This is a genomic window from Pseudomonas putida, from assembly GCF_026625125.1.
GTDB classification, from domain to species: domain Bacteria; phylum Pseudomonadota; class Gammaproteobacteria; order Pseudomonadales; family Pseudomonadaceae; genus Aquipseudomonas; species Aquipseudomonas putida_X.
Genome location: NZ_CP113097.1, coordinates 1,525,122 through 1,548,314, shown reverse-complemented (window position 1 = coordinate 1,548,314; position 23,193 = coordinate 1,525,122). Strand labels below are relative to the sequence as shown.

The window sequence follows — 23,193 nt, the reverse complement described above, 5'->3', positions numbered from 1 at the left end:
TTCCTCACTTCCCTTCCAGCGCTGCCTGTCGGGCCGAGGCGCGAATCTTGCGCTTGCTGCGCTGTACGCCGTAGGCACCCAACAGGGGGCCAACTGCAAGGCCCACTACCAGGGCGGCCAGCACCGGTACCGCAACCGGCAACTCGGGCGCCGACCAACCGAACAGCACGAGTGCCACGGTTTGCTGGTTTTCCAACACGAAGAACAACACCACCGCCGCCAATAGCAGTACGAACAACGCCGCCAAGGCGCGCTTGAGGTTACGCATCAAACTGGCTCCTTCATCAGTCAGGGGTGCTCGTGCTCTTCTTCATTGACGCGATCACGCAGCTCTTTGCCGGGTTTGAAGTGCGGAACGAACTTGCCTTCCAGTTCGACCGACTGGCCGGTCTTGGGGTTGCGCCCTACGCGTGGCGCGCGATAGTGCAGGGAGAAGCTGCCAAAACCGCGGATCTCGATACGATCTCCGGTGGCCAGGCATTGGGACATCTGTTCAAGCATGGTCTTGATGGCCAGCTCCACATCCTTGGACGAGAGTAGCCCTTGATGGGTGACAATACGTTCGATCAGCTCCGACTTCGTCATATTTTTCCCTTCGTTATCAAGCAGCTAGATCATTGCTTAATCAGGTTGTAGCACGCTCGGAAGGATTTGAACAGGGTGGTTCTTGACTTAATAAAAAAATTCAAGATTGGAGTGTTCGGAAATAAGGCTGGGGGAGCTTTGTGGGGGAGCGCGGCGGGCCGGGATCTACAGGGGATGGCGTTAGGCTGGTGGGATTTCGGGGTTGGAATGGGCGGGCCGGAGGGTAGGCTTTTTATGCTGGGCATACAGAGCTTGGTTGTGCATTGGGCGATGCTTTGCGCGGCGGTGTCGACGTGGTCGGGCCTGCTTTGCAGGGCACTGCCGGCAAGCTGAGCTCTACCGGAGTAGCGTTGGGGTGGGGAATTTTGGGTATAAAAAAAGGTGGCCCGAAGGCCACCTTTTTTCACACCGATCAAACAGAACTTAGTTCTGCTTGGCCATTGCTTCGCGCAGCAGCGCAGCCATGGTGGTATCGGCAGCCGCTTCCGGAGCGTTTTTCAGGCTCTGGATGGCTTCACGCTCTTCAGCGTCGTCTTTCGACTTGATCGACAGGCTGATGACGCGCGATTTGCGGTCAACGCTGATGATCTTGGCTTCGATCTCTTCGCCTTCCTTCAGAACGTTACGCGCGTCTTCAACGCGGTCACGGCTGATTTCGGAAGCTTTCAGAGTGGCTTCGATGTCGTCGGCCAGGGTGACGATGGCGCCTTTGGCGTCAACTTCTTTCACGATGCCCTTGACGATAGCGCCCTTGTCGTTGACAGCAACGAAGTTGGAGAACGGATCGTCTTCCAGCTGCTTGATGCCCAGGGAGATGCGCTCGCGCTCTGGATCAACCGACAGGATGACGGTTTCCAGCTCGTCGCCCTTCTTGAAACGACGTACGGCTTCTTCGCCGGTTTCGTTCCAGGAGATGTCGGACAGGTGAACCAGGCCGTCGATGCCGCCGTCCAGGCCGATGAAGATACCGAAGTCGGTGATCGACTTGATGGTACCGGTGATCTTGTCACCCTTGTTGAACTGGCCGGAGAAGTCTTCCCATGGGTTGGACTTGCACTGCTTGATGCCCAGGGAGATACGACGACGCTCTTCGTCGATGTCCAGAACCATGACTTCCACTTCGTCGCCAACCTGAACGACTTTCGACGGGTGGATGTTCTTGTTGGTCCAGTCCATTTCGGAAACGTGTACCAGACCTTCAACGCCTTCTTCCAGCTCAGCGAAGCAGCCGTAGTCGGTCAGGTTGGTAACGCGAGCCTGTACGCGGGTACCTTCTGGGTAACGCGCAGTGATAGCAACCCACGGATCTTCGCCCATCTGCTTCAGACCCAGCGAAACGCGGTTACGCTCACGGTCGAACTTCAGAACGCGTACGTCGACTTCGTCGCCAACGTTAACGATTTCCGACGGGTGCTTGATGCGCTTCCAAGCCATGTCGGTGATGTGCAGCAGGCCGTCGATGCCGCCCAGGTCCACGAATGCGCCGTAGTCGGTGAGGTTCTTGACGATACCTTTGACTTGCTGGCCTTCCTGCAGGGTTTCCAGCAGGGCTTCGCGCTCGGCGGAGTTCTCGGCTTCCAGCACGCTGCGACGGGAAACGACAACGTTGTTGCGCTTCTGGTCCAGCTTGATGACCTTGAATTCCAGCTCTTTGCCTTCCAGGTGGGTGGTGTCGCGCACAGGGCGGACATCAACCAGGGAGCCCGGCAGGAACGCACGGATGCCGTTAACGTCGACAGTGAAGCCGCCCTTAACCTTACCGTTGATAACGCCCTTGACCACTTCTTCGGCGGCGAAAGCTGCTTCCAGAACAATCCAGCACTCGGCGCGCTTGGCTTTTTCACGGGACAGTTTGGTTTCGCCAAAGCCGTCTTCGACCGCGTCCAGCGCAACGTGAACTTCGTCACCGACCTTGATGGTCAGCTCGCCAGCTTCGTTGTAGAACTGCTCGAGCGGGATGACGCCCTCGGACTTCAGGCCAGCGTGTACGGTAACCCAGTCGCCGTCGATGTCGACAACGATACCGGAGATGATCGCACCCGGCTGAAGATTGAGGGTTTTCAGGCTTTCTTCAAAGAGTTCTGCAAAGCTTTCGCTCATTTTAATTCCTGTAGATTCGGGCGAAACAGACGCCCATCGCCACACTCCAGACAATGTGGGTTTCGTTAAGTAAAGGAAAACGGGCAGGACGTTGACTGGTGCCCCTGCCTGCTTTCCTGACGATCAGACCAAGTCGCGCTGGGCGAGCTCGCTCCTGATACGGTGCAGCACCTGCTCGATGGACAGCTCCGTGGAATCCAGCTGTATGGCATCGGCCGCCGGCTTGAGCGGGGCCACTGCGCGCTGGGTGTCGCGCTCATCGCGCGCACGAATCTCATCTAGCAGACTCGACAGACTAACATCTTCGCCTTTGCCCTTCAACTGCAGGTAGCGGCGGCGGGCACGTTCCTCGGCACTGGCGGTCAAAAACACCTTCAGTGGCGCGTCAGGGAACACCACGGTACCCATGTCGCGGCCATCGGCGATCAGGCCCGGCGCTTCGCGGAAAGCGCGCTGGCGCTGCAGCAGGGCTTCACGCACTGCCGGCAGGGAGGCGACCATCGACGCCCCGGCACCCACCGTCTCGGTGCGGATGACATTGCTGACGTCCTCACCTTCGAGAATGATTTTTTGCAGCTTACCCGGCTCGGCGGCGATGAATTGCACATCCAGATGGGCGGCCAGTTTTTTGAGCAGCTCTTCGTTGGTCAGGTCGACACCGTGGTTGCTGGCGTTGAACGCCAGCAGACGGTAAAGCGCGCCGGAATCCAGCAACCGCCAGCCCAGCTCGCGCGCCAACAGGCCCGCGACCGTACCCTTGCCCGAGCCGCTCGGGCCATCGATGGTGATGACCGGCGCTTGGGAATTCACGACTTGCCCTCTTCTGCCACGCGAATACCCACTTCGGCGCACAGCGCGAGGAAGTTAGGGAACGAGGTGGCGACGTTGGCGCAATCATGGATGCGGATGGGTGCGCTGGCGCGCAGCGAGGCAACGCTGAAGGCCATGGCGATGCGGTGGTCGCCGTGGCCATGCACTTCGCCACCGCCAATCTGGCCACCGTCGATGATGATGCCGTCAGGGGTCGGCTCGCACTTCACGCCCAGGGCGATCAGGCCGTCGGCCATCACCTGGATGCGGTCAGACTCCTTCACCCGCAGCTCTTCGGCGCCACGCAGCACGGTGCGCCCTTCGGCGCAGGCGGCGGCCACGAACAGCACCGGGAATTCGTCGATGGCCAGCGGCACCAGGTGCTCAGGGATATCGATACCCTTGAGCTTGGCACCGCGCACCCGCAGGTCGGCCACCGGCTCACCGCCGACTTCGCGCTGGTTTTCCAGGGTGATGTCGCCGCCCATCAGGCGCAGGATGTCGATGACACCGGTGCGGGTCGGGTTGATACCGACATGTTCGAGCACCAGCTCCGAGCCTTCGGCGATGGAGGCTGCCACCAGGAAGAACGCGGCCGACGAGATGTCTGCTGGCACTTCGATGCGGGTGGCAGTGAGTTTGCCGCCGGACTGCAGCGAAGCTACCGGGCCGTTGGACTCTACCGCATAACCGAAGCCGCGCAGCATGCGCTCGGTGTGGTCACGGGTGGGTGCAGGCTCGGTAACGGTGGTTTTGCCCTCGGCGTACAGGCCAGCCAGCAGCAAGCAGGATTTGACCTGGGCACTGGCCATCGGCAGCGTGTAGGTCAGCGCTTTGAGCGTGTGCCCACCGCGGATGGTCAGCGGTGGTCGGCCGTCCGGGCCGGTCTCGACCACAGCACCCATTTCACGCAGCGGGTTGGCCACACGGTTCATCGGGCGCTTGGACAGCGACGCGTCGCCGGTCATGGTCACGTCGAACGACTGGCCGGCCAGCAGGCCCGAGAGCAGGCGCATGGAGGTGCCGGAGTTGCCCACGTAGATCGGGCCGGGCGGTGGCTTGAGGCCATGCAGGCCCACACCGTGAATGGTGACGCGGCCGTGGTTCGGGCCTTCGATGACCACCCCCATGTCACGGAAAGCCTGAAGGGTCGCCAGGGCGTCCTCACCTTCGAGGAAGCCTTCGACTTCGGTCGTGCCTTCGGCCAGGGAGCCGAGCATGATCGAACGGTGGGAAATCGACTTGTCGCCCGGTACGCGGATTCGCCCGGTCAGGCGGCCACCCGGTTGGGCCAGGAAAATCAGATCGTTGGCGTTCATAGCGTCCACATAGGCCCGGCGGGCCAAGATTTTACTGAAATGCTCGCGGGCAACCCGAGCGCGGGTGAATACACCCAGCAACTGGTGCCCGTCCCCTGCATCGACCGCGTCGCGCAAGGCGTCGAGGTCGCTGCGAAAAGTGTCCAGGGTGCGTAAGACAGCCTCGCGGTTGGCGAGGAATATGTCATGCCACATGGTCGGATCGCTGCCGGCGATTCTGGTGAAATCGCGGAAACCACCGGCAGCGTACCGGAAGATCTCAAGGTTTTCATTGCGCTTGGCCAACGAATCGACCAGGCCGAACGCCAGCAGGTGTGGCAAGTGGCTGGTGGCGGCCAGCACTTCGTCGTGGCGCTCGACCGGCATGTGCTCCACGTCGGCATCCAGCGCACGCCACAGGCGGTCGACCAGGGCCAGGGCGGCGGGGTCGGTTTCGGGCAGGGGCGTGAGGATGACCTTGTGGCGGCGGAACAGGGTGGCGTTGGAGGCCTCCACCCCGCTTTGTTCGGAGCCGGCGATGGGGTGGCCGGGCACGAAGTGGCGCAGGCGCTCGCCGAACACTTCACGCGCAGCACGCACCACGTTGCCTTTGGCGCTGCCGACGTCGGTGATGACGGCGTTGCCCAGCTCCAGTTGTGCCAGGCGGGCGAGGAGCTTTTCCATGGCCAGGATCGGCACCGCCAGCTGGATGACGTCGGCACCGACACAGGCGGCAGCGAGGTCTTCTTCGCAGCGGTCGACCACACCCAGGGCCACAGCCTGCTTGCGTGAAGGGGCGTCCAGGTCGACGCCGACCACTTCGCGGCACAGGCCGCTTTCACGCAGGCCCTTGGCGAAGGAGCCGCCGATCAGACCCAGGCCTACGACGACGAGGCGGCCGATGAGTGGTGCGGGTTTGTTGTTTGCTGCAATTACCACTGGTGCGAACCCTGTTCAGAAATCAGGACAGTCTGTGAGACTGCGGGGGGCTGCTGTGCAGCCCATCGCCGGCAAGCCGGCTCCCACAGGTACGGCGCAGGTTTTACGGTTTGGGCTGTGCCTGAGGGATGCTTTGCTGGCCATCGCCGGCAAGCTGGGCCCTACAGGTACGGCGCAAGTTTTACGGTTTGGGCTGTGCCTGAGGGGTGCTTTGCTGGCCATCGCCGGCAAGCTGGGCCCTACAGGTACGGCGCGAATTTTGGGCCTGCGCTGTACCAGTGGGAGCCGGCTTGCCGGCGATGGGCCGCATAGCGGCCCCGGCGAGCTTGAATCAGAGCACCGCCTTTGGATACGAACCCAACACCTTCAGCGCCACAGCCTCTTGGCTGATCTTCTCCAACACCGCCTTGATCAGCGGGTCGCGGTGGTGTCCAACGAAGTCGATGAAGAACACATAGGTCCACTTGCCACTGCGCGACGGGCGGGTCTCGATGCGGGTCAGGTCGATGCCATTGTCATGGAACGGCACCAGCAATTCGTGCAAGGCCCCTGGCTTGTTGCTCATCGAAACGATGATCGACGTCTTGTCATCGCCAGTCGGCGGCACTTCCTGGTTGCCGATCATCAAGAAGCGCGTGGAATTGTCCGGGCGGTCTTCGATCTTCTCGGCCAGGCGGGTCAACCCGTACAGGTTGGCCGCCATGTCGCCGGCGATCGCCGCCGAATTCCACTCGCCCTTGACCCGCTTCGCCGCCTCGGCATTGCTCGACACCGCCACGCGTTCCACATTCGGGTAGTGCGCGTCCAGCCATTTGCGGCACTGGGCCAACGACTGGGCATGGGAGTAGATGCGGGTGATGCTGTCGGTCTTGGTGCTTTCGCCCACCAGCAGGTGATGGTGGATGCGCAGCTCCACTTCGCCGCAGATCACCATGTCGTGCTCAAGGAAGCTGTCCAGGGTGTGGCTGACCGCACCCTCCGTGGAGTTTTCCACCGGCACCACGCCGAAATTGACGGCGCCGGCAGCCACTTCACGGAACACTTCGTCGATGGCAGCCATCGGCCGGCTGATCACAGCGTGGCCGAAGTGCTTCATTGCCGCAGCCTGGGTGAAGGTGCCTTCAGGCCCCAGGTAGGCGATTTTCAGCGGTTCTTCCAGGGCCAGGCAGGACGACATGATCTCGCGGAACAACCGCGCCATCTCTTCGTTGCCCAGCGGCCCCTTGTTGCGCTCCATCACACGCTTGAGCACGGCAGCTTCACGCTCAGGGCGGTAGAACACCGGCTGCTCGCCCTCGGCCAGCGAGGCGGTCTTGACCTTGGCCACTTCCTGGGCGCAACGGGCGCGGTCGCTGATCAGCTCGAGGATTTTCTCGTCAAGGCTGTCGATGCGTACGCGCAGCGCCTTGAGCTCATGTTCGGACATCAGCCGTGCTCCTTCTCGAATTCGGCCATGTAGGCCACCAGCGCCTCGACAGCGTCCAGGCCCAGGGCGTTGTAGATGGAAGCGCGCATGCCGCCCACCGAGCGGTGGCCCTTGAGGTTGAGCAGGCCACGGGCATCGGCGCCGGCCAGGAAGGCCTTGTCCAGGCGCTCATCGGCCAGGCGGAACGGCACGTTCATCCACGAACGGGCGTTGTGGCTGATCGGGTTGGTGTAGAACTCGCTGGCGTCGATGAACGCGTACAGGCGGTCTTTCTTGGCGCGGTTGCGTTGTTCCATAGCGTCGACGCCACCCTGCTCCTTGAGCCACTCGAACACCAGGCCCGAGAGGTACCAGGAATAGGTGGCTGGGGTGTTGTACATCGAACCGTTGTCGGCCGAGACCTTGTAGTCGAGCATGGTCGGGCAGCTGCTGCGGGCGTGGCCCAGCAGGTCTTCACGGACGATCACCACCACCAGGCCGCTCGGGCCGATGTTCTTTTGCGCGCCGGCGTAGATCAGGCCGTACTGCGACACGTCGATCGGGCGCGAGAGGATGTCGGAGGACATGTCCACCACCAGCGGGACGTCACCGGTTTGCGGTACCCAGTCGAACTGCAGGCCGCCGATGGTCTCGTTGGATGCGTAGTGAACGTACGCTGCGTTCTTGGTCAGCTGCCACTCGTTCTGCCCAGGGATGGCCAGGTAGTCGTAAGGCTTGGCGCTGGCGGCGACGTTGACGTTGCCGAAACGGCGCGCTTCTTCGATGGCCTTTTTCGACCAGATACCGGTTTCGACGTAGTCGGCAGTCCCGTTCTCCGGCAGCAGGTTCAGCGGGATCTCGGCGAACTGCTGGCTGGCGCCGCCCTGAAGGAACAGGACCTTGTAGTTGGAGGGGACGGACAGCAGGTCACGCAGGTCCTGCTCGGCCTTTTCGGCGATGGCCACGTAATCGTCGCTGCGATGGCTCATTTCCATCACCGACAAGCCCTTGCCACCCCAGTCCAGCATTTCGGCCTGGGCGCGCTGCAGGACAGCTTCAGGAAGCGCGGCAGGGCCTGCGCAGAAGTTAAAGGCTCGTTTGCTCACATCCACTCTCGCTCTGCCAAATAGAACAAAATCGTAACTTGCAGCCCTGGCCCTGCAGGGAGGCCCGGTGGTATCGCGGCCGCTTCGCCGCCTATCGCCGGCAAACCGCCCCCACAGGCCCGTAATCAGTCAAACGGGGCGACCTTGGTCGCCCCGTCAGGGTTGTTGCACTTGCTTACTCTTGCGGTGCCTCTTCGGCGCCAGCATTGTCATCGTCCGCCGCTTCCGGCGCCTCGACCTCAACGCCCTCCTCGTCCGTCCCGAGCAGCTCGTCGAGCTCTTCCTCGGAAGGCTCCTGGATACGTTCCAGGCCTACCAGCGTTTCGTCTGCAGCCAGCTTGATCAGGGTCACGCCCTGGGTGTTCCGGCTGAGGCTGGATACCTCGCCAACCCGTGTGCGCACCAAGGTGCCCTGGTCGGAGATCAGCATGATCTCTTCACCTTCCTGCACCTGGATAGCACCGATCAGCAGGCCGTTGCGCCCCTTGGTACCCATGGCGATCACGCCCTGGCCACCACGGCCGCGGCGCGGGAACTTGGACAGCGGGGTACGCTTGCCGAAGCCACGCTCGGATGCAGTGAGGATCTGCGCGCCAGACTCCGGGATCAGCATCGAGATGATCTGCTGGCCCTTGCCCAGCTTCATGCCGCGCACACCACGGGCGGTACGGCCCATTTCGCGCACCACGCTCTCGGCGAAGCGGATCACCTTGCCGGCGTCGGAGAACATCATGACTTCCTTGGCGCCATCGGTGATGGCCGCGGCAATCAGGGTGTCACCTTCTTTGAGCTTCAAGGCGATCAGGCCATTGGAGCGCGGACGGGCGAACTGCACCAGCGGGGTTTTCTTGACGGTACCGGAAGCGGTGGCCATGAAGATGTACGCGCCGGTCGGCTCAGCCACCCACTCAGGCGTGTCGCCGTCTTCTTCGTCGACTTCTTCAACCTCGACCACTTCACCTTCGATCACGCCCTCGTCGCCGTCCTCCAGCTCTTCGTCCGGGTCGGCGCTCTGCTGCAGGGCCTCGAGGTCGATCTGCAGCATGGCGGTGATGCGCTCACCCTCCTCCAGCGGCAGCAGGTTGACCAGCGGGCGGCCACGCGCGGCGCGGGATGCCTCAGGGATCTCGTAGGTCTTCTTCCAGTACACCTTGCCCTTGCTGGAGAACAGCAGCAGGGTGGCGTGGCTGTTGGCGACCAGCAGGTGTTCGATGTAGTCCTCGTCCTTCACGCCGGTCGCCGACTTGCCTTTACCGCCACGGCGCTGGGCCTGGTAAGCGGACAACGGCTGGGTCTTGGCATAGCCACCGTGGGAGATGGTCACCACGCGCTCTTCTTCCGGGATCATGTCGCCGTAGTTGAGGTCGTGGCTGGCGTTGAGGATTTCGGTGCGGCGCGCATCGCCGTATTCGGCGCGGATCGCTTCGAGTTCTTCGCGGATCACTTCCATCAGGCGCTCGGCGCTGCTGAGGATGCGGATCAGTTCGCCGATCTGCTCGAGAATCTCCTGGTACTCGGCCAGCAGCTTCTCGTGCTCCAGGCCGGTCAGGCGGTGCAGGCGCAGGTCGAGGATCGCCTGGGCCTGTTCCGGCGACAGGTAATACTTGCCTTCGCGCAGGCCGTATTGTTCCGGCAGGTCTTCCGGGCGGCAGGAATCGGCGCCGGCGCGCTCTACCATGACCTGCACGGCGCTGGATTCCCAGGCAGTGGAAATCAGCGCTTCCTTGGCCTCGGACGGCGTCGGCGAAGCCTTGATCAGCGCGATGACCGGGTCGATGTTGGACAGCGCGACCGCCTGGCCTTCAAGGATGTGGCCACGTTCACGGGCCTTGCGCAGCTCGAACACGGTACGGCGCGTGACCACCTCACGGCGGTGGCGGACGAACGCTTCGAGCAGGTCCTTGAGGTTGAGCACACGTGGGCGGCCGTCGATAAGTGCCACCACGTTGATGCCGAACACGCTCTGCAGCTGGGTTTGCTGGTAGAGGTTGTTGAGCACCACCTCCGGCACCTCGCCGCGGCGCAGCTCGATGACGATGCGCATCCCGTCCTTGTCGGACTCGTCGCGCAGCTCGGTGATGCCTTCGATCTTCTTCTCTTTGACCAGCTCGGCGATCTTTTCGATCAGACGCGCCTTGTTCAGCTGGTACGGCAGCTCAGTGACGACGATCTGCTGGCGGCCACCGACCTTGTCGATGTCTTCGATCTCGGAGCGCGCGCGCATGTAGATGCGGCCACGGCCGGTACGGTACGCCTCGATGATGCCCTGGCGGCCGTTGATGATGCCGGCAGTCGGGAAGTCGGGGCCGGGGATGAACTGCATCAGCTCGTCGACGGTGACTTCCGGGTTGTCGATCAGCGCCAGGCAGCCGTCGATGACTTCACCGAGGTTGTGCGGCGGAATGTTGGTCGCCATGCCCACGGCAATACCGCTGGAACCGTTGACCAGCAGGTTGGGGATGCGGGTGGGCATGACCGCCGGGATCTGCTCGGTGCCGTCGTAGTTGGGCACCCAGTCGACGGTTTCTTTGTGCAGGTCGGCCAGCAGCTCGTGGGCCAGCTTGGCCATGCGCACTTCGGTGTATCGCATCGCCGCGGCGTTGTCGCCGTCGACCGAACCGAAGTTGCCCTGGCCGTCGACCAGCAGGTAGCGCAGCGAGAAGGGCTGGGCCATACGCACGATGGTGTCGTAGACCGCAGTGTCGCCGTGCGGGTGGTACTTACCGATCACGTCACCGACCACGCGGGCGGATTTCTTGTACGGCTTGTTCCAGTCGTTGCCCAGTTCGCTCATCGCATAGAGAACGCGACGATGCACGGGCTTCAAGCCATCACGTGCATCGGGCAGCGCTCGCCCGACAATCACGCTCATCGCGTAGTCGAGGTAAGACTGTCTCAGTTCGTCTTCGATATTGACCGGGAGGATTTCTTTGGCCAGTTCGCCCATGAGAAGCCTGATTCCTTTTTCTGGTGAAACTTCGCAGCTCCATCAAGGGCCGAACGAAGCTCGCCGCCGCAGCGCATAAGGGTGCGACGACTTACGACAAATCAATGAGTTGTGCCATGGATCTGCGCAATGAAGGCCGCCGTCATGGGCGGTCTTGGAAACTGCCGGATGTTATCACAAAGGCAGTAGCGGTGGGGAGATATGGCGCAGGGGGTACAGGGGGTTTTGTGGGGGATTGTTGGCGCGATCGCCGCCGATACCGCATTGCCGGCGCCCGGCCATGCGCCCCCCCTCTCCTGCCCCCACCCCAAACGCTCAATGCAGGCGCTTGCGACACATCAATTGCGCCAGTTTGGCGGTATCCGGGCGCTCGACGACGCCTTTCTCGGTCACGATCACATCGATCAGGTCAGCCGGGGTCACATCGAACACCGGATTGAACACCTCAACCTGCGGTGCTACGCGGTTACCGGCGTAATCCAGCAATTCGTCCGCATCACGCTCTTCCAGCGGGATGTCTTCACCCGTGGCCAGGTTGAGGTCGATGCTGGTGCTCGGCGCCACCACCATGAACCGCACGCCATGATGCATGGCGTTCACCGCCAGCTGGTAGGTGCCGATCTTGCTCGCCACATCACCGTTGGCGGCAATGCAGTCGGCGCCGACCACCACCCAGGTGATGCCCTTGCTCTTCATCAGGTGGGCCAGCGCCGAATCGGCGCACAGGGTCACCGGGATGCCTTCGTTGGCAAGCTCCCAGGCGGTCAGGCGCGAACCCTGCAGCCAGGGCCGGGTTTCGCCGGCATACACACGCTCGACCATGCCTTCGAGAAAGCCCGCGCGGATCACACCCAACGCCGTACCGAAACCACCACTGGCCAGGGCACCGGAGTTGCCATAGGTCAGCAGGGCCTGCTCGCTGCCCTGGTGGCGGCGGATCAGCTCGATGCCCTGCTGGGCCATGGTCAGGTTGGCCTCACGGTCGCTTTCATGAATGGCCACGGCCTCGGCCTCCAGCGCGGCCAGCACATCCTCGCCCGGGCGCAGGCGCTGCAGGCGTTCACGCATGCGGTTGAGCGCCCAGAACAGGTTGGCGGCCGTAGGGCGCGCCTCGGCCAGGCTGAGGAAATCCTCTTCCAGGTCCATTTCCCAGTCGCCGCCCTCGGCCAGGCGCTCTTCCAGGGCCAGCACCAGGCCATAGGCCGCCGCAATGCCGATGGCCGCCGCACCACGCACAGCCATGTCGCGGATCGCCGCCGCCACCTGCGCGACAGTGTCGCAGGCCAGCCAGCGTTCTTGCGAAGGCAGCAGGCGCTGGTCGAGCAGGTGCAAGGCGCCGTGGTGCCACCGGATACCGGTCACCTTCTCCGCCGCCATAAGTCGCTCGCGCATCACCTCTCCCTGACTTTCGCATATCAAAAGCGGACGATTATAGCGACCAACAGCCTCGGGCGCTCGGGTATACTCCGGCGCAATTCGTAGAAGTTTCAGAGGACTGTTCAATGAGCAACGTCGACCACGCCGAAATCGCCAAGTTTGAAGCCTTGGCGCACCGCTGGTGGGACCGCGAGAGCGAGTTCAAGCCGCTGCACGACATCAATCCGCTGCGCGTCAACTGGATCGACGAGCGCGTCAGCCTGGCGGGCAAGAAGGTGCTGGACGTCGGCTGCGGCGGCGGCATCCTCAGTGAAGCCATGGCCCTGCGTGGCGCTACCGTCACCGGCATCGACATGGGCGAAGCGCCCCTGGCCGTGGCCCAGCTGCACCAACTGGAGTCCGGCGTGCAGGTGGAGTACCGGCAGATCACCGCCGAGGCCCTGGCGGAAGAAATGCCCGAGCAGTTCGATGTGGTCACCTGCCTGGAAATGCTCGAGCACGTGCCCGACCCGTCCTCGGTCATCCGCGCCTGCTACCGCATGGTCAAGCCGGGTGGCCAGGTGTTCTTCTCGACCATCAACCGCAACCCCAAGGCTTACCTGCTGGCCATCATCGGCGCCGAGTACATCCTCAAGATGCTGCCGCGCGGTACCCATGACTTCAAGAAGTTCATCCGCCCCTCCGAGCTGGGTGCCTGGAGCCGCGTCGCGGGCCTTGAAGTCAAGGACATCATCGGCCTGACCTACAACCCGCTGACCAAGCACTACAAGCTCAGCAGCGATGTGGACGTCAACTACATGATCCAGACCCTGCGCGAGGAATGAGCATGCGTTTGCGAGCGGTACTCTTTGACATGGACGGCACCCTGCTCGACACGGCGCCGGACTTCATCGCCATTTGCCAAGCCATGCTCGCCGAGCGTGGCCTGCCGGCCATCGACGACAAGCTGATCCGTGACGTGATTTCTGGCGGCGCGCGGGCGATGGTCGCCGCGACCTTCGCCATGAGCCCGGAGGACGAGGGCTTCGAGGCCCTGCGCCTGGAGTTCCTCGAACGCTACCAGCGCGACTGCGCGGTGCACAGCAAGCTGTTCGACGGCATGGGCGAATTGCTGGCCGATATCGAGAGAGGCAACCTGCTGTGGGGGGTGGTGACCAACAAGCCGGTCCGCTTCGCCGAGCCGATCATGCAGCGCCTGGGCCTGGCCGAGCGTTCGGCACTGCTGATCTGCCCGGATCACGTGAAAAACAGCAAGCCCGACCCTGAGCCGTTGATCCTGGCCTGCAAGACCCTGAACCTGGACCCGGCCAGCGTGCTGTTCGTCGGCGACGACCTGCGCGACATCGAGTCGGGCCGCGATGCCGGCACCCGCACGGCGGCTGTGCGCTACGGCTATATTCACCCAGAAGACAACCCGAACAACTGGGGCGCCGACGTGGTGGTGGACCACCCACTGGAACTGCGCAAGGTGCTCGACGCCGCACTCTGCGGGTGCTGACACTCAGCGGCAAGCTTCGAGCTGCAAGCTGCAAGAAAAAGCAGTCCGCGCGCTGCTCGCTTTCTCTTGCAGCTTGAAGCTTGCGGCTTGAAGCTTGAAGCTTGAAGCTTGAAGCTTGAAGCTTGCCGCTTCAAACCAAGGACAAACGCATGTTCGACTACACTGCCCGCCCCGACCTGCTTCAGGGTCGCGTCATCATGGTCACCGGCGCTGGTCGCGGCATCGGTGCTGCCGCCGCCAAGGCTTATGCCGCCTTGGGCGCCACTGTACTGCTGCTGGGCAAGACCGAAGCCAACCTGAACGAGGTCTACGATGAAATCGAGGCCGCCGGCCACCCACAGCCGGTGGTGATTCCGTTCAACCTGGAAACCGCCCTGCCCCACCAGTACGACGAACTGGCGGCGATGGTCGAGGACCAGTTCGGCCGCCTGGACGGCCTGCTCAACAACGCCTCGATCATCGGCCCACGCACCCCGCTTGAACAGCTTTCGGGCGACAACTTCATGCGGGTGATGCACATCAACGTCAATGCCACGTTCATGCTCACCAGCACCCTGCTACCGCTGCTCAAGCTCTCGGAGGACGCCTCGGTGGTGTTCACCTCCAGCAGCGTCGGGCGCAAGGGCCGGGCTTACTGGGGCGCTTATGGTGTGTCCAAATTCGCGACCGAAGGCCTGATGCAAACCTTGGCGGACGAACTGGAAGGTGTGGCACCGGTGCGCTCCAACAGCATCAACCCCGGGGCTACCCGCACGGCGATGCGGGCCCAGGCCTACCCGAGCGAAAACCCGCAGAACAACCCGCTGCCTGAAGAGATCATGCCGGTGTACCTGTACCTGATGGGGCCAGACAGTACCGGGGTGAACGGGCAAGCCTTCAACGCCCAGTAAGGCTTTATGCCTAGGGGGCCGCCGTGCGACCCCAGGCATTTCAGCCAGCTGCCAGGCTCGGGCGCATGCGCCCTTGCTGGCGGCCCTCCAGTTGCATGCACCGTTCCAGGAACAGGTACATGCAGTCATAACTTTTGCAGACCGCCTTGCGCAGCTCATTGCGCAGCCCCAGGGTCGGGTTTTCGCCAGCCAGCGTACAGATGATCTCCAGCGCCTCCCACGGGTGGGCGTCGTCATACTGCGCATGCATCTTCAACCACTTCATGGCGCGCTTGCGCTGGTCCTCCGGGAAGCCCATGGCGTAGGTGTCTTCAGCACAGACCACTGCCGACCACTCCCCCGTCGCCCCTTCGATCGCGTAGTTGGTGGCCGCCATGGCAATGGCCAGCGACTCGGTGGTACACACACGCCAGCACCAGTCATTCAGCCCATTGAGCTCGGCGGGCACTTCCTGCGACTGCAGTTCGTGCAGGTGAATGCCGTGGGCGTGGCACCAATGCACCCAGTAATCGGCATGGTTGAGCTCCACGCGGATGTTGCGCATCAGCCAGCGCCGCGCCATGTCTTCGCCCGGGTGGCGGGCATAGCGGGTCTTGGTCAGGTTGTGGGCCATGTACAAGGAAAACTGCTCAACCACCGGCCAGCCACCGATCAGGTACTGGCGAATGGTCGCTTGCCGCAACTGGCCATCGCGCAGGCGCTGGTAGAACTCATGTTCCACTACCCGGCGCTTGCTCTCGCGGCAGTCTTCGATCAGTTGCTGGGCCCATTGGGGGTAACTGGCCGGGTCCATCAAAGGCCCGATACGGACGAATGCATCGATCACTTTTCAGCTCCTTGATCCCTGTGATTTACCAACGCTACTTCAGCGAAAGGTTCCAGGCGCCCGATGCAGCAGGGGCCGTGCAGCAATCCGTTGGCGCTGCAGACTGTCGCAAGTGAAGACCTGCGGTCGTTCGATCAGATAGCCCTGGGCGTAGTCCACGCCGATCTCCTGCAAGGCCTGCTCGATCAACGGAGTTTCGACGAACTCGGCAATGGTGCGCTTACCCATGACGTGGCCGATGTGATTGATGACTTCGACCATGGCCCGATTGACCGGATCATCCAGCATATCTTTGACAAAACTTCCGTCGATCTTCAAGAAGTCGACAGGTAAATGTTTTAAATAAGCGAAGGACGACATTCCGGCACAAAAGTCATCCAGCGAGAACTTGCAACCCAGCCCTTTCAATTCATTGATGAATCGGATGGCACTGCCAAGGTTGGCAATGGCACTGGTCTCGGTGATTTCGAAGCAGATCAGCCGTGGCGGAATCGAATATTCGACGAACAGCCGCTGCAAGTACTCCAGGAACTTGTCGTCACCGATACTCGACCCCGACAGGTTGATGGCACACATCGACAGCGGGCCCTCGCGCTCCTCGTCCAGGCAACGGCGAATGACCTGAAACACATTGCGCACCACCCAGCGGTCGATAGCGGTCATCAGGCCATAGCGCTCGGCCGCCGGGATGAAGCTGTCAGGCAGGATGGTGCGGCCGCTTTCGTCTTGCAGGCGCAACAGGATCTCGACATGCCCCGGCCCTTCGAGGGCCGAGAGCGCAGCGATTTCCTGGGCATATAAACAGAAGCGGTTCTCCTCCAGGGCAACGTGCAGGCGCTGTATCCAGGCCATTTCGCCAAAACGCATCGACAGTTCGCTGTCATCGGCATGGTAGACCTGAATGCGGTTACGGCCCTTCTCCTTGGCCATGTAGCACGCCATGTCCGCTGCCCGCAGGGAGGCTTCCAGCGTGGCCGGGGCTTGGGCCATGTGCACCAGGCCGATACTCACAGTGGTGACGAACGGCCTGCCTTTCCACACGAAGTGCAGGCTTTGCACTGCCTGGCGCAGGCTTTCGGCAATCCGCTCGGCCTGTTCGCCCGGGCAGTTTTCCAGCAGCACGCCAAATTCATCGCCGCCCAGCCGCGCCAGGGTATCGCCTTCGCGCAGCACCGATTGCAGCACGGCGCAGATGTGCCGCAGCAATTCGTCACCGGCTGCATGGCCACAGGTATCGTTCACCAGCTTGAACTGGTCCAGGTCCAGGAACATCAGCGAATGCCGCCCGCCCTGGCGCACCAGGTCGTTCAGGGCCTGCTCCAGGCGGTACTCGAATTCACGGCGGTTGGCCAGGCCGGTCAGGGCGTCATGGGTCGCCTGCCAGGACAGGTTGGCGATGTACTGGCGCTCCTGGGTCATGTCATGCAGCACCAGGACAATGCCCGCCACCTGGCCATCACTGATGATGGGCGAACCTACCAGGTTGATCGAAACCGTGCTGCCGTCCAGGCGCTGGATCAACCGTGCATGTTCGGCGCCGCCCTTGAGGCTGCCGCTGAGCACCTGTTCGAACAGGGTGCTGCTGTCGCTCTGGGCGTGCTCATCCACCAGGCTGAACAGCGCTGTCAATGGCAGGCCCAGGGCCTGACCTGCCTGCCAATGGGTCAGTTGCTCGGCCGCCGGGTTCATGTAGCCGATGCTGCCATCGACATCGGTGGTGATCACCGCATCGCCGATCGCCTGCAGGGTAATCTGCGCGCGTTCCTTTTCTTCCTGCAGGGCGCTGGCGAAGGCCTGGCGCTGGGCCAGCAGCTTGCTCGACCGGCGCCAGGCGAAGCCAATGAGAAACAGCGCGGTGAGCAGGTTGGTGACCAGCAGCACCCGCAACAGCATGCGCGACCCTTCACCCAGGGCATCGCTGAAGGCTTTGGCCGCTGGCGTCACACCATCGTTGATAGCGACGATGCGAGCGCGCCATTGGCTGACCTGGCCCGGCCCCACCTGGCCTTTGGCAAAACCTTCACGTATCTCGTTGCCCAGCACATCCAGTTGTTTAAGGTAATCGTCACCGACATTCCAGTAGTCGATCGCCGCCTGCACGTAGCTGATCCGGCTGAAATTGCGGTAGAACCAGATGATGCGGTCGATGTCGTCGGGGTGGTTGCCGCCTTGCAGCACGGCCTGGCGCGCGACGTCAAGGTCTGGGTTTGGCTGGTCGAGCACCTCGCGCATCTGCCTGTCACCGTGGGGCACAGTGATGACTTGGCGATAGCGCTGATAATTGCGCTCATCGCCAGTTTCGGCATACAGGTTCAGGTAATAGATGGCGTCTTTCTGGGCCTTGGACCACAGGCTTTCGCCGGCGACGTAGGCACGCACCGCCGACAGCGCGTAAAGGCTGAGGCTGCCCAGCAGGACCTGGAAGACTACAACGGCGATGAAGGGCCAGATGATACCCAGCAGCCTTGGCGCCTCTAGTGTGCGATGTCCCTTCATGAAGTCCCTGTCACTGAGCAGATAAGGCTCGAACCAACCTAGACAAGCTCAGAGTAGGCCATCTGCCATCTATTTGGAGGGAAATTTGAGCGGCAAGCTGTAAGCGGCAAGCTGCAAGAAAAAGCAGATCCGCGCACGGACCGCTTGTAGCTGCAAGCCGCAAGCTTCAAGCCGCAAGAAAAAGCAGAGCCGCGCACGGTCCGCTTATAGCTGCAAGCCGCAAGCTACAAGCCGCAAGCTGCAAGAAAAAGCAGGGCCGCACACGGTCCGCTTGCAGCTTGCAGCTTGCAGCTTGAAGCTTGCTCAGGTCTGCTGGAGGTGGCCGTACAGTTTGGCGTACAGGCCGCCTTCGGCGATCAACTGCTGGTGGCCGCCATCCTCGGCTACATGGCCGCCATCGAACACCAGCACACGGTCGGCCTGCTTCACCGCAGAAAGGCGGTGGGCGATGATCAGGGTGGTGCGGCCACTCAGGAAACGCGCCAGCGCCTGGTGCAGGTTGTACTCAGTGGCGGCGTCCAGCGCCGAAGTGGCCTCGTCGAGGATCACCACCTTCGGCTCCGCCAGGACCATACGGGCAATCGCCAGGCGCTGACGCTGGCCGCCAGACAGGCGCACACCAGAGCGGCCGACCACGCTGTCCAGCCCTTGCGGCAAGGCAGCGATGGTGGCGTCCAGCTGAGCGATGCGCAGCGCCTGCCAACAGGCCTCGTCCGTGCAGTCACGGCCCATGGTCAGGTTGGCGCGTACCGTGTCGTTGAACAGTGACGGGTGCTGCAGCACCACCGCCACATTTTCACGCAAGGTCTCCAGGCCGATTTCCTGCAGGCTGGCGCCACCGAAACGGATGGTCCCGGCCTGGGCGCTGTAAAGGCCCAGCAGCAATTGCACCAGGGTACTTTTGCCGCCGCCACTGGCGCCGACAATGGCGACCTTTTCGCCCGCGGCGATGGTCAGGTCCAGGTGCTCCAGCACCGGCTCGTCGGCATAGGCGAAACGCAGGTCGCGCACCTCGATGCCAACCGTTTCACGGCCGGCGAACGGGTCGCGGGCAGCCGGGTATTGTGGCTCGTCATCACGCGCCAGCAATTCGTTGAGCCGGCTCAGGGCACCGCCGGCGGCGTAGTAGGCATATTGCAGATTCAGCAACTGCTCGACCGGGCCGATCATGAACCACAGGTAGCTGAACACGGCCAGCATCTGCCCGATCGACAGGTCGGAGAACAGCACCGTGAGCATGGCCGCCGCACGGAAAATATCGATACCGAACTGGAACAGCAGGCCACTGGCACGGCCACTGGCGTCGCTTTTCCATTGCGAATCCACGGCGTAATCGCGCACTTCACGGGCGCGCAGGCCCAGGCGCCCGAGGAAGTAGCCTTGGCGGTTGCTGGCGCGGATTTCCTGGATGGCGTCCAGGGTTTCGGCCAGCGCCTGGGTGAACCGCGAGGTGCTGTCGTTTTCGAGCTTTTTGAGGTGTTTGACGCGCTTGCCCAACTGCACGGTGAAGTAGATCACCAGCGGGTTGAACAACAGGATCAGCAAGGCCAGCTGCCAGTGCATCCAGATCAGGATCGCCGCTGTGCCGGTCAGGGTCAGCATCGCCACCAGGAAGCGGCTCAGGGTTTCGCCGACGAACTTGTCGAGGGTCTCCAGGTCGGTGACCAGGTGTGTGGTCACGGTGCCGCTACCCAGGCTTTCGTATTCCTTGAGCGAAATACGCTTGAGCCGATCGATCAGGCGGATGCGCAGGCGATAGACGATGTCTTTGGCAAGGCCAGCGAACAGCTTGGCCTGCACCACGTTGAACCCCAGGGCGGCCACGCGCAGGCACAGGGTGGCGACCAGCATCAGGCCGATATACCCGGCCGCCACCTGCCAACCGCTGGGCAGCAGGTGGTTCATGAACTTCAGCGCGCCATCGCCGTGGCCCAGCAACACCTCGTCCACCAGCAAGGGCAGCAGCAATGGGATGGGCACGCTGCAGCAGGCCGCCAGCACGGCCACCAGGTTGGCGGCCCAGAGGTGTTTCTTGTGGTGCAGCGCCAAACGGCGGATTTGCGCCCAGCTCAGCCGGTCAGGCACAGGGGCGGGCTTCCCGGGCACCGGGTCGGGCGAGCCGGGCAGGTCAAGCACAGGCGGCCTGCTGTAGCCAGCGGGCAAGCAAGGGCTGCAGGCTTTGCAGCGGCTGGTAGCCATTGGTCAACAGGGCGAGCTGGCCGTTGCGCTCAGCCAGCAGCGTCGGAAAGCCAGCAATACCCAGGTCCTGCACCCAGCTGAAATCGGCTGCGGTGGCGGCGCGCACGTCCGCACCCTGCAGGGCCTCGGCGAAGGTTGTGCGATCGAACCCGGCCTGTTCGGCCAGCTCGACCAGCTGCGGCGCCCTGGTGACATCCAGGCCCTGCTGGTAGAACCCCCGCTGGATCAGCGCCAGCAGCGGCCAGACCTGCTCGGCATCCAGTTCGCGGGCGGCCACCAGGGCACGGCAGGCCGGTTCGGTGTCGTAGACGAAACCGTCGGGCATGGCATTGTCGAACGCGAACGGCTGCCCGGTAGCGTCGGCCACCGCCTGCCAATGCTCGAGGATGTACTTGCGGGTGGAGGCGTCCAGCGGGCTGGCACCGCGGCGCAACCCGCCCGGCACCACTCGGGTGGCCACGCCCGCCTCACGCGCCTGGGCGATCAGGGCCTGGGCCACCGGTGCAAAACCCCAGCACCAGGAGCACATCGGGTCCATCACATAGAGCAGGCGGGCAGTCATGCAATCAGGCCTCGGCTTTATAGTTGTAACCGATCGGGTGCGGCAGGTTGCGGGCCTTGGCCAGCTCGATCTGCTTTTGCCGGTCGATGGCGCTGCGCCGGGTCTTTTCGCTCAGGCTGTCCCAGCAGTGCGGGCAGCTCACGCCTGGCGAATAGTGCTCGGACGCGCGGTCCTGGGCGTCGATCGGGTGGCGGCAGGCATGGCACTGGTCGTACTCGCCCTCGCTCAGGTCATGGCGCACCGTGACGCGGTTGTCGAAGACAAAGCAGTCACCGTCCCACAGGCTTTCTTCCTGGGGTACTTCCTCGAAGTATTTCAGGATGCCGCCCTTAAGATGATAGACCGCCTCGAAGCCTTCACCGAGCATGTAGCTGGAGGCTTTTTCACAACGAATGCCGCCGGTGCAGAACATGGCGACCTTCTTGTGCTTGCTGGGGTCGAAGTTGGCCTTGATGTACTCGGGGAACTCGCGGAAGGTCTCGGTCTTGGGGTCGATTGCGCCCTTGAAGGTGCCGATGGCCACTTCGTAATCGTTGCGGGTGTCGATCAGCAGTACTTCCGGGTCGCTGATCAGGGCGTTCCAGTCTTTGGGCTCGACATAGGTGCCAACGGCGTTGTTCGGGTCCACGCCGGGTACGCCGAGGGTGACGATCTCTTTCTTGAGCTTGACCTTGGTGCGGTAGAACGGCTGCTCGTCGCAGTAGGACTCCTTGTGGTCGACATCGACCAGGCGCGGGTCGCTGCGCAGCCAGGCGAGCAGGCCATCGATGCCTTCGCGGGTGGCCGAAACGGTGCCGTTGATGCCCTCGTTGGCCAGCAGCAGAGTGCCTTTGACGCCATTGTCGAGCATGGCCTTCAGCAGGGGCTCGCGCAGTTCTACGTAGTCTTCAAGGGTGACGAACTTGTACAGCGCCGCCACGACGATCGGGTGGGTCATTGCGTTGAATCTCCAGGTGGTTGCCCTCGTAAGGGGCGGACCGGGTTTGGCAAAAAGCTGGGGGCTGCCCTGCAGCCCATCGCCGGCAAGCCGGCTCCCACAGGGCCGGCGCAATGCTCAAGGGCTGCGCTGTACCAGTGAGAGCCGGCAAGCCGGCTCCCATAAGGCCGGCGCAATGCTCAAGGGCTGCGCTGTACCAGTGAGAGCCGGCAAGCCGGCTCCCATAAGGCCGGCGCAATGCTCAAGGGCTGCGCTGTACCTGTGGGAGCCGGCTTGCCGGCGATGGGCCGCCAAGCGGCCCCCTAGGAATGGTGCGGAGTGTACCAGAACGACAGAAAGGATTCAGTGCTTGCCGCCGCCTGCACACACCGGCGACGCAGGCGCGACGCCCACCTTCGCCCACTCCTCGTCGGTGTAGGTGTGGATGGCCAGGGCATGGATCTGGCCCATCAGCTCACCCATGGTGGCGTAGACCTTCTGGTGGCGCTTGACGCTGTTGAGCCCGGCAAACTGCTCGCTGACGATCACCGCCTTGTAGTGAGTTTCCTGGCCACGGCTGTGCATGTGGCTTTCGTTGAGCACTTCAAGGTGCTGCGGCGCCAGGGCGGCAAGCTGCTGCTCGATGCGTTGCTGCATGGTCATCGCGCGTCACTCACTTCTTGGCAGGGGCGGCGGCCTTGCCGGCATTGGGGTCAAGCTCTTTGGTCATGTCTTCGAGCAGCTTGTTCACCACCGGCACTGCCGGCTCCAGGCTCTGCTGGGTCAGCTGGGCCGACTGCTGAGTGACCTTGGGCATCTGGGTGAGGACTTTCTTGCCCAGTGGCGACTGGTAGAACTTGACCAGGTCCTTGAGCTCTTGCTCGGTGAAGGTCTGGGTGTACAGGTCGACCATCTTCGGCTTGAGCTTGTTCCAGCCGATGGCGCTGTCCAGCGCGGCGTTGGCCTTGGCCTGGTAGCTCTCGAGCACCGACTGCTTGCTGGCCGGGGCCTTGGTCTGGGCGAAGCGCTGGGCGAACATCTGCTGGACTTGCATGTACACCGGGGTGCCCAGCTTGTCAGCGTTGGCCAGGGTCAGGAATTTCTCGGCGGCAGCGTTGTGGCTGGCAGTGGCAGCGAGCACCTGGCCGCTGGCACAGGCCAGGGCGACGGCAGCACAGAGGGCACGGAGACGGGTCATTGCATATCCTTCAAGGAGGGGGAGGCGTTACCTCAGAGATG

Annotated in this window: 19 protein-coding genes; 3 read left to right on the top strand and 16 right to left on the bottom strand. The window is 62.8% G+C overall.

Going from position 1 to position 23,193, the window contains the following annotated elements:
- Window positions 1-4: 4 nt before the first annotated feature.
- From OSW16_RS07100 to mtnA, 9 genes are all read right to left on the bottom strand, one after another.
- Window positions 5-268 carry a lipopolysaccharide assembly protein LapA domain-containing protein gene (locus tag OSW16_RS07100; RefSeq protein ID WP_241802910.1) on the bottom strand — a complete coding sequence of 88 codons (264 nt, stop codon included), beginning with the start codon at window positions 266-268 and terminating at the stop codon, window positions 5-7.
- A 20-nt stretch (window positions 269-288) separates the two neighbouring features.
- Window positions 289-585, bottom strand: a complete 297-nt coding sequence (ihfB, locus tag OSW16_RS07095) for an integration host factor subunit beta (protein ID WP_012313292.1) — start codon at window positions 583-585, stop codon at window positions 289-291.
- A gap of 423 nt (window positions 586-1,008) precedes the next feature.
- A complete protein-coding gene (gene rpsA / locus OSW16_RS07090) occupies window positions 1,009-2,685 on the bottom strand; it encodes a 30S ribosomal protein S1 (RefSeq protein WP_012313291.1) in 1,677 nt (558 codons plus the stop codon).
- Window positions 2,686-2,808: 123 nt separating this feature from the next.
- Window positions 2,809-3,495: a (d)CMP kinase gene (gene cmk / locus OSW16_RS07085; RefSeq protein WP_267821866.1), complete on the bottom strand. Its 687-nt coding sequence runs from the start codon at window positions 3,493-3,495 to the stop codon at window positions 2,809-2,811.
- Window positions 3,492-5,732 (bottom strand): bifunctional prephenate dehydrogenase/3-phosphoshikimate 1-carboxyvinyltransferase, encoded by a 2,241-nt coding sequence (locus OSW16_RS07080; protein ID WP_267821864.1) that lies wholly within the window; start codon window positions 5,730-5,732, stop codon window positions 3,492-3,494. Before OSW16_RS07080 ends, cmk begins: the two co-directional genes overlap by 4 nt.
- Before the next feature lie 331 nt (window positions 5,733-6,063).
- Complete coding sequence (pheA, locus tag OSW16_RS07075) at window positions 6,064-7,158, bottom strand: prephenate dehydratase (protein ID WP_039604669.1); 1,095 nt, start codon at window positions 7,156-7,158, stop codon at window positions 6,064-6,066.
- A complete protein-coding gene (gene serC / locus OSW16_RS07070) occupies window positions 7,158-8,243 on the bottom strand; it encodes a 3-phosphoserine/phosphohydroxythreonine transaminase (RefSeq protein WP_267821861.1) in 1,086 nt (361 codons plus the stop codon). Before serC ends, pheA begins: the two co-directional genes overlap by 1 nt.
- Before the next feature lie 175 nt (window positions 8,244-8,418).
- Window positions 8,419-11,190 carry a DNA gyrase subunit A gene (gene gyrA, locus OSW16_RS07065; protein WP_241802903.1) on the bottom strand — a complete coding sequence of 924 codons (2,772 nt, stop codon included), beginning with the start codon at window positions 11,188-11,190 and terminating at the stop codon, window positions 8,419-8,421.
- Between the two features lie 315 nt (window positions 11,191-11,505).
- Complete coding sequence (mtnA, locus tag OSW16_RS07060) at window positions 11,506-12,582, bottom strand: S-methyl-5-thioribose-1-phosphate isomerase (protein ID WP_267821859.1); 1,077 nt, start codon at window positions 12,580-12,582, stop codon at window positions 11,506-11,508.
- A gap of 110 nt (window positions 12,583-12,692) precedes the next feature.
- Here mtnA and ubiG point away from each other — a divergent pair, with 110 nt between their 5' ends.
- The 3 genes from ubiG to OSW16_RS07045 all read left to right on the top strand — a co-directional run bounded on the left by ubiG (window position 12,693) and on the right by OSW16_RS07045 (window position 14,955).
- On the top strand, window positions 12,693-13,391 hold the full coding sequence (gene ubiG, locus OSW16_RS07055) for a bifunctional 2-polyprenyl-6-hydroxyphenol methylase/3-demethylubiquinol 3-O-methyltransferase UbiG (protein WP_241802900.1): 699 nt from the start codon (window positions 12,693-12,695) through the stop codon (window positions 13,389-13,391).
- A 2-nt stretch (window positions 13,392-13,393) separates the two neighbouring features.
- A complete protein-coding gene (mupP, locus tag OSW16_RS07050; protein ID WP_241802891.1) occupies window positions 13,394-14,065 on the top strand; it encodes an N-acetylmuramic acid 6-phosphate phosphatase MupP in 672 nt (223 codons plus the stop codon).
- Window positions 14,066-14,214: 149 nt separating this feature from the next.
- Window positions 14,215-14,955, top strand: a complete 741-nt coding sequence (locus OSW16_RS07045; protein WP_241802887.1) for a YciK family oxidoreductase — start codon at window positions 14,215-14,217, stop codon at window positions 14,953-14,955.
- A 40-nt stretch (window positions 14,956-14,995) separates the two neighbouring features.
- Here OSW16_RS07045 and OSW16_RS07040 read toward each other — a convergent pair whose 3' ends face one another.
- The 7 genes from OSW16_RS07040 to OSW16_RS07010 form a co-directional block, all read right to left on the bottom strand.
- Window positions 14,996-15,781 (bottom strand): TenA family transcriptional regulator, encoded by a 786-nt coding sequence (locus OSW16_RS07040; RefSeq protein WP_241802884.1) that lies wholly within the window; start codon window positions 15,779-15,781, stop codon window positions 14,996-14,998.
- Window positions 15,782-15,820: 39 nt separating this feature from the next.
- Entirely contained in the window at window positions 15,821-18,277 is a 2,457-nt protein-coding gene (locus OSW16_RS07035; RefSeq protein ID WP_267821854.1) for an EAL domain-containing protein, read from the bottom strand.
- A gap of 303 nt (window positions 18,278-18,580) precedes the next feature.
- Window positions 18,581-20,413 (bottom strand): ABC transporter ATP-binding protein, encoded by a 1,833-nt coding sequence (locus OSW16_RS07030; RefSeq protein ID WP_241802876.1) that lies wholly within the window; start codon window positions 20,411-20,413, stop codon window positions 18,581-18,583.
- The gene (locus OSW16_RS07025) at window positions 20,406-21,038 is read right to left on the bottom strand and encodes a DsbA family protein (RefSeq protein ID WP_267821852.1); all 633 of its coding nucleotides are present in this window, start codon (window positions 21,036-21,038) and stop codon (window positions 20,406-20,408) included. Before OSW16_RS07025 ends, OSW16_RS07030 begins: the two co-directional genes overlap by 8 nt.
- A 4-nt stretch (window positions 21,039-21,042) precedes the next feature.
- On the bottom strand, window positions 21,043-21,975 hold the full coding sequence (locus tag OSW16_RS07020) for a rhodanese-related sulfurtransferase (RefSeq protein WP_267821850.1): 933 nt from the start codon (window positions 21,973-21,975) through the stop codon (window positions 21,043-21,045).
- Between the two features lie 342 nt (window positions 21,976-22,317).
- The gene (locus OSW16_RS07015; protein ID WP_241802871.1) at window positions 22,318-22,617 is read right to left on the bottom strand and encodes a BolA family protein; all 300 of its coding nucleotides are present in this window, start codon (window positions 22,615-22,617) and stop codon (window positions 22,318-22,320) included.
- Window positions 22,618-22,627: 10 nt separating this feature from the next.
- Window positions 22,628-23,152: a DUF2059 domain-containing protein gene (locus OSW16_RS07010; RefSeq protein WP_241802870.1), complete on the bottom strand. Its 525-nt coding sequence runs from the start codon at window positions 23,150-23,152 to the stop codon at window positions 22,628-22,630.
- Between the last annotated feature and the right edge of the window lie 41 nt (window positions 23,153-23,193).